Source organism: Acinetobacter lwoffii, assembly GCF_024129435.1.
Lineage (GTDB): Bacteria > Pseudomonadota > Gammaproteobacteria > Pseudomonadales > Moraxellaceae > Acinetobacter > Acinetobacter lwoffii_F.
The window spans coordinates 59,854-74,174 of sequence record NZ_JAMXXN010000006.1 but is presented as its reverse complement, the minus strand read 5'-3'; the positions used below and the strand labels follow the sequence as shown (position 1 = coordinate 74,174).

Annotated in this window: 12 protein-coding genes and 1 pseudogene; 6 read left to right on the top strand and 7 right to left on the bottom strand. The window is 43.2% G+C overall.

Going from position 1 to position 14,321, the window contains the following annotated elements; all coding sequences use genetic code 11:
* Positions 1-47 precede the first annotated feature (47 nt).
* The 4 genes and pseudogenes from NI455_RS05755 to NI455_RS05740 all read right to left on the bottom strand — a co-directional run bounded on the left by NI455_RS05755 (position 48) and on the right by NI455_RS05740 (position 3,735).
* Positions 48-463: pseudogene (locus NI455_RS05755) on the bottom strand (GlcG/HbpS family heme-binding protein).
* A gap of 147 nt (positions 464-610) precedes the next feature.
* Positions 611-1,912, bottom strand: coding sequence for a glutamate-1-semialdehyde 2,1-aminomutase (gene hemL, locus NI455_RS05750; protein ID WP_253112933.1), 1,302 nt, complete (start codon positions 1,910-1,912; stop codon positions 611-613).
* 38 nt (positions 1,913-1,950) lie between these two features.
* Entirely contained in the window at positions 1,951-2,571 is a 621-nt protein-coding gene (thiE, locus tag NI455_RS05745) for a thiamine phosphate synthase (protein WP_180039121.1), read from the bottom strand.
* Positions 2,572-3,351: 780 nt separating this feature from the next.
* The gene (locus tag NI455_RS05740; protein ID WP_253112930.1) at positions 3,352-3,735 is read right to left on the bottom strand and encodes an Mpo1-like protein; all 384 of its coding nucleotides are present in this window, start codon (positions 3,733-3,735) and stop codon (positions 3,352-3,354) included.
* Positions 3,736-4,064: 329 nt separating this feature from the next.
* Here NI455_RS05740 and NI455_RS05735 point away from each other — a divergent pair, with 329 nt between their 5' ends.
* Positions 4,065-5,522, top strand: coding sequence for a CYTH domain-containing protein (locus NI455_RS05735; protein ID WP_253112927.1), 1,458 nt, complete (start codon positions 4,065-4,067; stop codon positions 5,520-5,522).
* A 140-nt stretch (positions 5,523-5,662) separates the two neighbouring features.
* Positions 5,663-7,117 (top strand): CYTH and CHAD domain-containing protein, encoded by a 1,455-nt coding sequence (locus NI455_RS05730; protein ID WP_253112925.1) that lies wholly within the window; start codon positions 5,663-5,665, stop codon positions 7,115-7,117.
* A gap of 22 nt (positions 7,118-7,139) precedes the next feature.
* Here the strand turns inward: NI455_RS05730 and NI455_RS05725 are convergent, their stop codons facing one another.
* Positions 7,140-7,772, bottom strand: a complete 633-nt coding sequence (locus NI455_RS05725; protein ID WP_253113109.1) for a hypothetical protein — start codon at positions 7,770-7,772, stop codon at positions 7,140-7,142.
* Positions 7,773-7,883: 111 nt separating this feature from the next.
* Between NI455_RS05725 and NI455_RS05720 the strand changes: the two genes are divergently transcribed.
* The 3 genes from NI455_RS05720 (at position 7,884) to NI455_RS05710 (ending at position 9,746) form a co-directional block, all read left to right on the top strand.
* The gene (locus tag NI455_RS05720; RefSeq protein ID WP_004280011.1) at positions 7,884-8,285 is read left to right on the top strand and encodes a DUF3144 domain-containing protein; all 402 of its coding nucleotides are present in this window, start codon (positions 7,884-7,886) and stop codon (positions 8,283-8,285) included.
* A 117-nt stretch (positions 8,286-8,402) separates the two neighbouring features.
* Positions 8,403-9,467 carry an amidohydrolase family protein gene (locus tag NI455_RS05715; protein ID WP_253112921.1) on the top strand — a complete coding sequence of 355 codons (1,065 nt, stop codon included), beginning with the start codon at positions 8,403-8,405 and terminating at the stop codon, positions 9,465-9,467.
* Positions 9,468-9,479: 12 nt separating this feature from the next.
* The gene (locus NI455_RS05710) at positions 9,480-9,746 is read left to right on the top strand and encodes a hypothetical protein (RefSeq protein WP_155756639.1); all 267 of its coding nucleotides are present in this window, start codon (positions 9,480-9,482) and stop codon (positions 9,744-9,746) included.
* Positions 9,747-9,800: 54 nt separating this feature from the next.
* Here the strand turns inward: NI455_RS05710 and NI455_RS05705 are convergent, their stop codons facing one another.
* Positions 9,801-12,572: a M16 family metallopeptidase gene (locus NI455_RS05705; protein ID WP_253112917.1), complete on the bottom strand. Its 2,772-nt coding sequence runs from the start codon at positions 12,570-12,572 to the stop codon at positions 9,801-9,803.
* A gap of 144 nt (positions 12,573-12,716) precedes the next feature.
* Entirely contained in the window at positions 12,717-13,538 is an 822-nt protein-coding gene (locus tag NI455_RS05700) for a PhzF family phenazine biosynthesis protein (RefSeq protein WP_222112055.1), read from the bottom strand.
* A 119-nt stretch (positions 13,539-13,657) separates the two neighbouring features.
* Between NI455_RS05700 and NI455_RS05695 the strand changes: the two genes are divergently transcribed.
* Complete coding sequence (locus tag NI455_RS05695; protein ID WP_253112915.1) at positions 13,658-14,245, top strand: flavin reductase family protein; 588 nt, start codon at positions 13,658-13,660, stop codon at positions 14,243-14,245.
* The last annotated feature ends 76 nt before the right edge of the window (positions 14,246-14,321 follow it).

The window sequence follows — 14,321 nt, the reverse complement described above, 5'->3', positions numbered from 1 at the left end:
TCTTTGGATGATTTTATTAAATTGAGCTGATCAATTTCTATTTTAGATTAGCTTTGCTGCGCCAAAAACTTCTCAATCGCTACCTGTGCAATCTCCGCATCTTCAAACGACTTTCACCTGACACACCCATTGCACCTACCAACTGCCCTTGATACATAATCGGTTCACCACCTTCCAGCATTCCTGAGAAACTTTCCATGGTCAAAAAACCCATCTGTCCGCCTTTGATAATATCTTCAAACAGTTTAGATGGACGGCGACTCATGGCAGAACATTTGGCTTTTTCGACGGCTAGATTTGCAGTCATCGGTGCTGCACCATCCATACGTTTCATCGCAAGCAAATTACCCGTTTCATCTACGACTGCAATACTGACATTAAAACTGTTCTGAATCGAATATTGATGGGCTTGATCTAATAAAAATTCAGCATCGCTTAAAGTCAAATAATGTTTGGTTTTCATGAAAATGATCTCTAATTTTAAATGTAACTCTCCCTAAGTCTGAGCCATATATAGCGCAAGAATACTGGAGGAAGTCTTTAAATTTTCATTTCTATTTGATAGATGAAAGCCCTCTCCTTAAAGGAGAGGGTTTGGGAGAGGTTGAATTTATCCTTTCATCTTAGCAAAAGTTTCTTTTGCGGCCTGAATGGTAAATTCGATATCTTCATCAGAATGTACTGCTGACATAAAGCCGGCTTCAAATGCTGAAGGCGCAAGGTTTACGCCACGGTCTAACATGCCATGGAAGAATTTACGGAACGCATCGACATCACATTTCAACATTGAATCGAAACTGGTAATGTCTTCCTGATCGGTAAAGTAAAGACCGAACATGCCACCGACCTGTTGCGTCTTGAACGGAATACCTGCTTCATTTGCTGCTGCTTGTAAACCTTCAAGAAGTTTTGATAACTGCGCAGATAAGTTTTCATAGAAACCTTCGGCACGTAGATGTTTAAACATCTCGATACCTGCACGCATTGCTAGCGGATTACCCGACAATGTCCCTGCTTGGTATACCTTACCCAGTGGTGCAATACATTCCATCACTTCACGCTTACCACCGAAAGCTCCCACTGGCAGACCTGCACCAATGATTTTACCTAAAGTGGTTAAATCTGGAGTTACGCCATAATGAGCCTGTGCACCGCCAAGACCGACACGGAAACCGGTCATTACTTCATCAATGATAAACACTGAACCATGCTCATCACAGACATCACGAATCGCTTGCAGGAAGCCGTCAATCGGTTTCACCAGGTTCATGTTGCCTGCGACTGGCTCAACAATCACGCCGGCAATTTCTGTACCGAATTTGGCAAAGCATTCTTTTAAAGTCGCGATGTCGTTATATGGAAGTGTCAGTGTATGTTTAGCAAAATCCGCCGGCACGCCTGCCGACGTCGCTTCCCCTTCTCCACTGGTCAATAAACCTGAACCGGCTTTTACCAATAATGAATCCGAGTGACCGTGGTAACAGCCTTCAAATTTTACAATCTTGTCACGGCCAGTATAACCACGCGCTAAACGAATCGCGGTCATGGTGGCTTCTGTACCCGAGTTGGTCATACGCACCAGTTCAATCGATGGCATGATCTCGCAAATAATATCGGCAAGCGTGGTTTCATGAACTGTGGGCGCACCAAAACTCAAACCGTCTACTGCAGCATCCTGAACGGCTTTAATAATCGCAGGATGCGCATGACCCAGAATCATCGGCCCCCATGAACCCACATAGTCCACATAACGTTTGCCATCGACATCATAAAGATACGCACCTTGGGCTTTTTCGATAAAGACCGGCGTCCCACCGACACTATTAAATGCACGTACAGGTGAGTTGACGCCACCCGGGATATGTTTATTGGCTTGTTTGAACAATTGTTCTTGCTTTGGAGATAAGCTCATGAAGGCACTCGACTCAAAATTAAATCAATCAAAAAATTTTATGCTGTAGCTTGAAAAAGCGCAGACCATTCATCTAAACGTTCAGGAATGGCATTCATAGGGAGTCCCAATATATCACTAATCACCGCGCAATAATCCGCACCTGACTCAATGACATCCTTGGAATTTTCAACCGTTAAACCGCCAATGGCACATAAAGGTACATTTAATTTCTCTTTGGCCAGTTTTAAGGTTTCCAGACCAATATTACCGGCTTCTGGCTTGCTGTCAGTAGCATAGATTGCGCCGAATGCCACATAATTTGCACCATCAGCAATGGCCTGTTCAGCCAGCTCAAGTGAGTTATTACAACTACGGCCAATCAACACGCCTTTGGGCAAACGCGCTACAGCGTCGACAATAGAACCATCATCCTGGCCCAAATGCACACCTACGCCGTATTTAACCGCCATTTCAAGATCATCATTAATCACGAAAGGTACGCCATATTCAGCACACATGGCTTTCATGTACTCGATTTCGTAAATTTGATCTTCTTTCGCCACTTTTTTACGGCGATATTGCAAGACCGCAACACCACCATTGGCCATTGCACCTTCCAACTTCGCCAATAAAAGCTCTAATGGATCATCATTGGTAATTAAATATAAACCGCGCATCTTGCTCGCCACTTGCTAGGATGGCTCTATTATAGGCATAACTCGGTTTAATTGCCGCCATCTTGCTGTTTCTGAGACCAGGTAGCAACAGATTTGCAGTTTTTTAGCACAATTTATCAATTAAATCGTAAATATCACCATTTTCAGGGATATACGGACTTTCAAATCTGCGTTTTAATGGCCTTATAACAATAATTATAACGTGTTAATGCTTACGCCCTCCGACAAACGCTTTTAGGATTTTGCAGATAACTTGGTGGAGAAGTTGCAAAATTCTAAGAGCGATTTTTTTGTCTTTTTTTCGCCTGGCTCAAGCGTACTCAAATTAATTAATATTAAAAATACCCATTTTCAGGGATAGCCCAATCGGCACGAAGCGTCTTAAATAGCCTTAGACACAGAAAATAAACAGAAAAATAAATACCTGTGTTTGTAATACCCGATCCTTTCTGGTTTTGAGTCATTCGTTTGTGGGGAAACGTTTCAAAGCCAGAAAGGATCTTTTACTTTCAGCACAAATCCACATGAATTCTTCTATGAATATTTACACAATAGCATGAGCAAAATCTTGAACATTTATTGGTAGCAAACAGGCATAAAAAAAGCCCGGAGAAGGTCGCTCCAGGCTTGGAAAACTGATGTATTAATTAAAATATAATGGTTGATCAAAAAACCTAATCTGCAATACCATAATTATTAGAATAATAATTCTAGACTTGCAAGGCTTTTATCGAAATTTCATGCTTTAAGTGGGCACATTCCGATAAAAGTCATTCTGGCTTAACTGGAAATTTTATCGTATTTAAGGTCGATCAGACTGATATTACCACGCAGGACATCGGCAAACATGCGCCAGTCCGAGATAAAGCTATATACAGGCTGTTTGAAGCTGGCTGGTTTATTGCGCTCAAAGATAAAATGACCGACCCAGGCACAGGCATAGCCCGAGAGTAAACCATATGCAAAATATCGCGGCTTGCCTTGACGAATGGCTTTGGCAAAACAGTATAAACCGATGCTACTGCCGGCCACGTGCAGACGGCGGCTAATAATATGCCGATGCTCAGTCAAATAGAAGCGATAAAATTCATGATAGTTCTTAATCAGCATCTGGGGCTGAACCATCACCTCATTCTTACTTTCTGGTTGTACTTGTACATTCATCTGTCATCATCCTGACGTTTTTTGTTTTACCTTAGCGTATATTTTAGCCAAATAACAGCCTTTTGATGCGCGCTTCAATGCATCTTGCACATCCCCGTGAAGGCCTGAATCCGATCGTTTTAGCCTAAAATGAACCGATGAAATCTAAGTTTCAAACTTCTGTTTAAGCTTTTTATGCTCAGTCAAGTCTTACATGCATTTTGATTTTGGTTACAATCTGCTGCGCAAAAATCTAAAAATATAATTGCGGCTGCTGTCCGCCTCATTTTAAAACCTTATTCAAGTGAAGATTCAGTACTTAATTGCACTGAACAGATAGGATGATCATCATGGTTGAAGTTGAACTCAAGTTCCAAATTCCTGTGGCACGACGCACTGCGCTGCTCAAGGCACTTGATCCGAAAAAGTCTCAACAGATCCAGCTTCAAGCCAAATATTATGATACTACCGACCGTCAACTGGCCCGGCATGGGGTGGCACTGCGTCAGCGTCTGGAAGGTACACGTTGGGTGCAAACACTAAAAGCGGCCGGAAAAAGCCATATCGAACGCTTTGAACATAATCATGATCTAGGGAAATTAACCGCATCTCCTGAACTGGATTTAGATATTTATAAGGAATTTCCAGAAGCCGGGGCAATTCTCAGCAATGCGCTCGGCAATCAGTTCGACCAGCTCCAACTCCAGTTTGAAACCGATATTTCCCGTACGTTAAGGGTGATTGACTATGAAGATACCCAGATCGAAGTCAGCCTGGATATTGGACAGATCCGCACACAGGAGGCCGAGCAAGAAGTACATGAAGTCGAGTTCGAACTAAAAAATGGTTCAATTCAACATCTGCTGGCCTTTAGTTTTGAATGGGTCAAGAAATACCAGCTCTGGCTCGATGTACGTAGCAAGGCCGAAATAGGCAATTTATTGGCCACTTCACAGCGCGTCAGTCCTGCGACCCTTAGCAAAGAGTTTCAGATCAGCAAAAAAGACAGTGCCAGTAAAACCATGTGCAGTCTGATTGCGCAGCAGATGCAACATTTATTGCCGAATATCGCGGCAATTGCAGCTCAGGTTACAGAGCAGGAACATATTGATCAGGCACGACTGGCACTGGATCACTTATATCTGACCTTGCTGCTCTTCAAAGACTGGCATCCACAGCTTTCGGACAAATGGGCACATCAACTGGCGGCCTTTAAGCAGCAATTTGAACATCTGCAACATTTGCAGCATATGCAAAACAGCCTGGCGGGCTTTCTGCAAAATCCAACCACGGCAGAAAATCTGAGCAAAGATATTCTGTATGCACAGGAGAAACTCGGTAATCTGGTCAAGTCTACACAGAATGTGCATCATTATCTGGAATTACTGATGTTCAGTTTAAATGATAATGAACATGCTTCTCTGGATCTGAAAACTGCTGCGCAAACTACCTTGCAACAGCAATATAAAGCCTTGCAGGAACAAATGAACCAGACGGATATCACTGATTTTGAAAGTCTGGATCAATTGTCGGGCCGGATTCAGGAGCTCAAATTCAGCTTTCCGATTTTAACCACGATCTATGATGTCAAAAATTTGCAGAAATACAGCAAAGCGCTGAACGATGCTCAACTGGCAGCCAGTGAATATCAAACTTTGGCCTCTTCTGCAGTTTATATTCAGCAGACCGAGCTGGAAGCAAGTGACTGGTTTGTGCTGGGCTGGCTGACCGCCAAGCAGGAAGTCTATGCGCAGAAACTGCTTGAAGCGACCGAACAGTTCTTGGTCAGTCGTAAATTCCTGAAATAAACATATTGAAATAAATATCATAAGAAAAACTCAAAGCACGCCTTCTCTGGCGTGCTTTTTTGTTGCAGAAGCACATCACACCCCTGCCGATCTTTGGGCTATATTAATCTATAAAACCAACATCGCGGAGGAATGACCCGATGGCAGAAATAGAACTCAAATTCCAGATTCCGCCACAGTCTCGTGTGCAATTTGAACAGGACATTCAGAAACTTCAGCCGACTCGGCATCGTCTGTGTGCACGCTACTTTGATACTGAAGCGCAACAATTACAACAACATCAGATTGCCCTGCGGCAACGTCTGGAAGACCAGCAATGGATTCAAACCCTGAAAGCAGCGACTGAACAACAATTTGAACGTTTTGAACTTGAGCATGAATTAAAAAGTCCTCCGGAACATTGTGATTTTCAGTTATATCGCAAACATAAACCGGCCAAAAAAATCCTGAAACAGGCGCTCGGTGATCTGGAGACACCACTCATCCTGCAATTTGAAACAGATGTCGTACGGTATGTCCTCACAGAAAGTCATCTGGACAGCCAGATTGAAATTGCCTTTGATGTCGGAGAAATTCGACACAATGATCAAGCCATCGATATTTATGAGGTCGAATTTGAGCTTAAATCCGGCCAGCTGAGTGAATTGATTGATTTCATTCAGCCCTGGGTTCAGCGTTATGCTTTGTGGCTGGATACACGGAGTAAATCCGAACGCGGTTATGCCTTATTACATGGTGAAGAGAATCTGCCGGTTCAGCATCAGCTTCCCTTAGTGCTTGAACAGAAAGATCAGATCATTACGATTTTGCAAAAGATTGTCGTCAATTGTTTGGCTCATCTTTTCCCAAATGCGACGGCGATTGCTGCCGAGAATTATAATAGTGATCATGTGCATCAGGCACGTGTCGCGATTCGGCGTTTGCGCAGCGCATTTAAAATTTTCCAGTCCGTGACCGAGCATGTGCAGCCAGAATGGCCGGAACAGCTGCGGGATATTTTTCAGCAACTGGGTTCTACCCGAGATCGCGATGCCTTGGCAGAAAGCCTGATTCCACAACTGGAAAAAGCAGGTTCCCCCTTACTGAAATTACCCCCACACCGACAAAAACAGCCAGATATCAGTGTGCTGTTCAGAAGTCCTGCTACCGTAGAACTAATGCTGCAACTGTTCAGCTTTAGCCAAGAAAAAACGGATAACAAAGCCAAGTCTTCACATAAGATTTTGTGTAAAGGCCTGAGCAAGCTGCACCAGCAAATCTGTCAGGATGCCGAGAACTATCAAGAACTGGATATTGAATCCCGGCATCGGACACGCAAACGGGTCAAACGCTTACGCTATAACGTAGAATTCTTGCAAAGCCTGTTTCCTGAAAAAGAGGTTAAAGCTTATTTAAAAGCCTTAAAACCCTTGCAAGAAAGCCTTGGGCATTATAACGACCTATTTGTTGCAGACGAATTATTTAGACCTTATGTCAAACAACAGGCCAACGCCTGGTTTGTACTGGGCTGGATAAGTGCGGAACAGCAGCGTTTGTCGAGTGAAGCAGCAGAACGTTTACAGCAGTTTGCAGAAAATACCAAGCCCTTCTGGTAAGACCGGGCTTGGTCAAACTGTGCTAGCGATATTTGCCGAATACTTTCCAGGTATTATTATCTGCTAGAGGATCGTTATAACTGTCGCTGCGTTGCTTGCGTGGCTTATCACGTGCATCGACCAGTTCAAAATGTGGCTCAACACTCAGCACGATTCCATTGACGTAAAAACGGGTGCGCGTATATTCGCTCTGGCCATGCTGAAATACATAAGTGCGTAAATCCACAAACTCACGGTGTGCCACCAATGCTGCGGTGTCGTCACTGTCTAGCCATTGCCGCATGGCTGTGACCTGCTCGGGTTCGAACTGGCCGCATTTTTCGATCAGGCTGGCGACCCCACGAAAAGTTTTGGATTCCTTGGCGCGGGTTTTATTAATGCGAATCCGGTCAACATGAAAATAAAACAGCGGCAAGTTTAAATGACTCGGCAGATGGATCGCATCCAAGATTTCATCTTCCATAAAAGGCTGAAACAGATCCTGTGCCCTTTCAATCAGCCCGAACCACTGGCTATAGTATTCATCTACCTGTGACTGGCTGCCATAATAAATCGGCAAGCCTTCAACATTGGCCAGATTTACCGGTGGCCAAATATTCTGGCGCAATAAGGCAATATCACTTTTTAGGCTTTGTACTGCAATCGCATCCTGCATGGCATTCACTTTTATATGCTTAGGCTATTTTTTAGATTAAGGCAAAGGTTTAGTTTCTGCAAGGCTTTGCCTATAATTAACGATTGAGATTTTAGTGTTAGGAACAAATTCATGGTTCAAAAGATTGAAGCAACCGATGTAACCGAAGAAGAAGCGTTAAATGCGGCATTCTTTGAACGTGCTGATGAATTTATTCAACAAGCCAACGAGTTTTGTCGCGTAGAAAAAGGCTCACAGGAAAAACCGAGCGATAAGCGCGGTCAAGTCAGTGCGGCGATGTTATTTGGTACTGCCCGTTTCAATACCTGGGTGGCAGCGAATAACTTTAAAGATGGGAATGAAATGCGTGATGCCAAAGATCAGGTCATGTCTTATATCTTGCAGCAATTTCAAATGATGCTGGAAGATAACTATGATGAATATTGTGAACAGTTCGAAAACTATTTACGTTTCCGTCACAATGAAGAGTTTCATGCCAACAAGCATAATCATGATCACAAGCACGATCATTGATTAAATACGAAAAGCCCCGCGGGGCTTTTTTTATTTGTTGTCATTTATCATATTGACTTTGAAATGATTTTTACCCTATATAAATTGAATAATAAATAAACTAAAACAAGGCATCTTATGCAGCAACTTCCCTTTCCGATCATTGACCCTCATATCCACCAATGGGATCCGTACAATACCCCACATGCGGCAGCGCTAGCGGTAAAGCTGTTCGGCAATCATCCCAAATTACTAGACAGAATGGTTCGACTGTTGAAACCCAGAGACGTCATTGAGACCATTGGCCTGACACAGCACCTGACTGCACCTTATCTGCCTGCAAATTACAAGAAAGATGCAGGACATTATGAAATAGAGCAGATTGTGCATGTTGAAGCCAGCTGGCATGACCATAAAGGTACGGGTGTGGTAAATGAAACCCGTTTTATCGCTGGGCTTCCTTTTGATCAGCACACTATCCAATTGGGTGGAATTGTCGCCACGGCGGATCCGCGGCAGAAAAATTTTAAACAGTTGATTCAATTGCATCGCGAAGCTTCTCCCAAGTTTCGGGGCATCCGTAAAATGGCTGCAGTACATCCAGATAAAGGGATTCATGCCTGGACCGATGAACCGCATCTCTATCGCAACACAGATTTCCTGAAAGGCTTTGAGGAACTGGCCAAGCAAGATTTAAGCTTTGATGCCTGGGTATATTCTCCCCAGATTGCGGATGTTACTGCGCTGGCCAAAGACTTTCCAAACACCCCTATTGTGCTGGATCATCTGGGTACGCCCGCAGGTTTATTTGGCAAGGTGGGCAAAGCTACAGGCAAGACCGAACAAGATCGCGCCCAGATATTTGCAGACTGGAAAGATCAGTTGACAGAACTGTCTGAATGTCAGAATGTATCGACCAAAATGTCTGGTCTGTTTATGCCCGTTTTAGGTCATGATTTTCATCAGCAGAAACGGCTGGCAAGTAAACAGGAATTAGTGGAACGTGCAACTCCCTTGATCCAGCATGCTTTAGACTGCTTTGGTTCTAAACGCGTGATGTTTGCATCCAACTTTCCAATGGACAGTGTCAGCAGCTCACTCACCAACATTATTGATGCCTTTAGCGATATTGTGCAGGACTACAATGAAAATGCCTTAAAGTCGATTTTTTATGAAAATGCTAAATGTTTTTATCGACTTTGAGTAGATGAGGACATGCTAAGTTGGATAACAGATTCCAGTCTAAATACGCCTTCAGGCAAAGGACTTTGTATTTTACTCACTATTATTTCAAGCTGGATAACGTCTTATTATTATCAAGTGGCGATCCATCATCCTTTTGATCAAGATATTGCTTTCGTTTCAACTTTGATTGGCTGTGGAATATTGATTTTCCTTCTTATTGTATCTGTTTGGAGTCTGCTCCTATCTATCCTTGCAAGCTTAACTGGAGGGATTGTTTTTAGCCATAGAGCAACCTAAAGCATAAAACTAAAATAAAAAAATCCCCTCACTTGAGGGGATTTTTTATCAACACTATGATGTTTTAACTTGCTTACCGTACTGATCAGCCATCACTTCCACCAGCTGGTCCGGCTTGATGTATTTTTTGATCATGGCATCAATATCGGCTTTGCTCAGTTGAGCAATCGCCTGATCACGTTTTTCCCGGTAAACCAGATTACGGTCTTTTTCCAGCTGTGGAATCAACATAGTGTGAATACGGCGATCATCTTCGAGTGCAGTTAAACGCTGTTTCAAGATACTGGCTTTTGCAGCTTCGACTTCCTGTTCAGTCACGCCACGTGTCAGCAGTTCATTGAGTACCTTATGCACTGCCTGAGAAACCTGTGCGGATTTTCCAGCCGTATAATTGGCACTAATCATCATTGCACCCACATCTGCCCATTCATCGAGTTGCACATCTGCACTAAAACCATAGACTAGTGCATTTTTCTCGCGTAACTCTTGTGCCAGTCGTGACGACAGCTGTGAATCACCCAGAATATATCGAAATACCTGTAATGCAGGTGCATCGGCATGATCAGCACCGACCGGCATGCTCATAAATGCCTGATAACTCCCGAATTCACGCTGCTCAGACAAAGCATGAATTTTCTGGGCTGGGTAGCTTCGATATTCCGATTTCAGACGCTCATAAGGCTGTGCAGCTTTCCAGTCTGAAAAACTGTTTTTCAGTACATTTTGCATCGATTTCGGATTAAATTCGCCCGTAACCGCTATTTGCGCATGCTGGGTTTTTAAAAACTGCTGATACAGTGCCATAACCTGTTCGCGAGTCGCTTTCTGATACTGTTTTTTGGCCAATTCCGGCTCGAAATGAAAACGCAGATCGCCAGGCTGATAAATCTCGATCGTTCGAGCCATCGTCAAGCTCGACACGGTATCTGGTTCAGTATAAGGACGATCCAGACTGGATAAAGTCTGCCCCTTGATTAAATCAAACTGACTTTGCTCAAATGCCGGCGTTTTCAGTACATCAACCACATACTGGAAAAACTCTTCAAACTTTTCTTTTTTGGCGCTGATCTGCAAGGTCAGGCCATTGCCGGATGCACCGGCAGTCGCCGAACCACCGACTTCAATAATTTTATCGGCAATCTGTTGCAAGCTCTGTGTCTTCGATGAGCGCAACATTAAATAAGCGGTCAGATCCAGAATCTCGCCTTTATTTATCAGGCTTTGGGCAGTCCCAAAATCCAGTGAAATTGTGGCATAGACTTTATCATCGCGTGTAGTGGTCGGAAACAGCGCGTATTTAATGCCATTTTTCAACTTACCACGCTGAATCTGTTTGTCTTTACTGTACAAATACTGTTTGGATTCCTGGACATATTGCTTCACTTCAGCCTGATAAACACTGACATCTTTCAGTGGCTCTTCTGCTTCAGTCTGTTGATCCAGAGTTTTTGCCGGTGCTTCTGTTTGTGCCAGTTCCTGCGCTTTTTTCTGATCTTCCGGGGTAGGTAAAATATTGCCAGAAATACGGTATTCAGGTTTTAAAAAATTCTTATAGACCTGATTGACCTGATTCACATTCAGGTTTTGAATCGCGCTCAGATCTTTAAAATACTGGCTCCAGTCACCCGAATACGCCACTGCATAATCACTTAAACGTGAACCTAAAGCAGTCGCACTATTTTTAATATTGTCGGCCTGATTTCGGGTCAGATTTTTAGCCCGGTTTAATTCTGCTTCGGTAAATGGCTGGCTCTTTTCTACGCCTTGGATCAGCCCCTTTTCAATATCCTGTGCCTGATGATTCGGAGCATAGATTGCTCCCATAAACACCAGATTAAAGTCTTTATCCAGCCAGGTACTGGATTGCACCGCTGTTGACTTCCCAGTTTCCACCATATTCTGATAGAGATGTCCACTTGGCTGCAAAGTATAGAGCGTTGGCGAAACAGCCAAAGCCGTTTTAATGCTTTCTTCGGATTGATTCAAATAAAGATTAAACTTGGCCAGATCACTGCCTTTCTTTACTGTAAATTCACGCTGTTTGATTTGCTCTGGTTTAAGCGCTGGGACTTTCACTTGCGCTGGTACATTTCGGGATTGAATCGGACTGAAATGCGTATCCAGCTGTTTTAAGACTTCGGCCTTATCAAATTTGCCCGAAATGACCACAAAGGCATTATTCGGTGCATACCATTGACGGTAAAAATGGTTTAGTTCCTGCATATTGATTGATTGCAGCTCATTTAGGTCACCAATCGGCAAACGGCCTAAATACTGATTGCCATAAGCAGATTTAAACACCTGATCGATCAATACTGAAAATGGCTGATCCAGACGAATTTCACGCTCGCGTTTTACAATATCAATTTCAGTCGGTACATATTTTTCCTGAAGCACCAGCTTGTCCATGCGTTCGGCTTCGAGAAAAATGACTTCACTCAGCGCAGTTTTTTCAGGACGGATCACATTGGTATATTTGGTCGAGTAATAGTCGGTACTGGCATTAGTCATCAAGGTATATTGATCCAGTCGACGCTGGAATTCATCCCCTTTGACATTTTCTGTGCCTTTAAAGGCCAAATGTTCCAGCAGATGGGCCAGTCCGCCCTTGCCCTGAGGATCATTCAGGGAACCGGTCAGATAGACCGTATTCATAAAAACTTTATTTTCTTTATCATTCGGTGCCAGGATAATGCGCAGTCCATTATCCAGTCGGTATTCTTCAATATTCTGTTCCGTTTTCACCAAAACAGGCTGTGCAAAACTTAGTACACTACAGCCAGACAATATAATAGCCAGACTTAAATTTTTATAACGTAGCAACATTCTTCATCCAAATTATAAATATAAATTTTTATTCGCGCCCATCTTAGAGAATGATTCTTTTTCTGAATAATCTATTCCAAGCCGAACCATCAAAATAACATGCCGCCTCGCCTGACGACATGTATATCTATGTAATTATAAAAATTAAAGATAGATTTCAGCCTGCATATATAACTTTCCATAACCGGAAATTTCAATTCGTTCCTGATCTTGCAAAGCACAATACAGCACCCCACCACGTGCTGATGCCTGATAAGCGACCAATTCATTTTTACCGAGCTTCTCGGCCCAGAGCGGTGCAATTCCGGTATGAATCGAACCGGTTACCGGATCTTCATTGATGCCATTACTCGGTGCAAAATAACGTGAAATACAATCGTATTGGGTATCTTGTGAAGTGATCGCGACGTCTAAATAGGTATTCTGAGCAGTAATGGCTGTACGCTTGCCATTCAACTGTTTTAACAGTTCAAAATCAGGCATTTCATCCAGCACATCCTGTACCGATTCATATTCAACAATATAGCCCTGCGCGTTCAGATAAACCTGTTTAAACGGTTTGCTCAAGGCCTGTCTTAAAGCTTCAGGATATTCAGCAACTGGCTCTGCACGACGAACTGGAAAGTTCATTCTGATCTTGCCATCTGCATCCTGATTGACTACAAAAATGCCTAAGTCTTTTACATGAAAATGAATCGTTTTCCCCGTATCAAATTGATTGAATAGTACAAAGCTGCTGGCCAATGTCGCATGACCACAAAAATCCACTTCCTTGGTTGGCGTAAACCAGCGGATGGCATAATTATCGCTATCGATGACTTTAACAAAAGCCGTTTCGGACAGATTATTTTCCAAGGCGATATTTTGCATCAGACCATCTTCGAGCCATTCATCCAGCACAATCACGGCTGCAGGATTGCCTTTAAACAGTTCCGTGGTAAACGCATCGACCTGGTACATTTTCATTTTTTGAATTCCTGAATATAACGATCTCTAGTTTAAAAGCTTTTTTGCAAGAATGAACTTGAATATGTTAATGATCTCATTAATCTAGCCTATTAAATAAATAGACCAAATGGTGCTGCATGATAAACTCCCATATTCAAAGTGTTCCCTTAGAAAAAGCTTATCGTCTGATTACCCATGGCCCTACTGTACTGGTATCTGCTCAAGATCAGCAGGATACAGATGTTATGGCAGCAGCCTGGGCATGCGCATTGGAATTCAGCCCCGCAAAAGTGACTGTGGTTCTGGATAAAAGCACCAAAACCCGAAATATTATTGAAAATTCAGGTTATTTCGCGCTGCAAATTCCAACATTGAAACAACTGAATATGGTCTATCGTCTGGGTACGCAGAGCCTGCATGATGTGCCTGACAAACTGGCACAATCCGGAGTAGAACTATTTCATTTTCCTGATGCTGATATTCCTGTAGTACAAGGCTGTGCGGCCTGGATACTCTGCGAGATGATTCCTGAGCCGCATAACCAGCAAATGCATGACCTGTTTATAGGCAAGGTGATTGCAGCCTATGCCGATGATCGGGTCTTCCGCGACGGCCACTGGCATTATCATGAAGTGGATGAAGAGTGGAAAAGTATTCATCATGTAGCCGGCGGGCATTTTTACACCATCGGCAATGCGGTGAGCATTGATGATCCGGAATTATAAATTTTTCAAATTTGGAATAAATGAAAGTAATCGCGGATGATCAGACGATATCAACCAGCACCAGAGTATCCGAAAT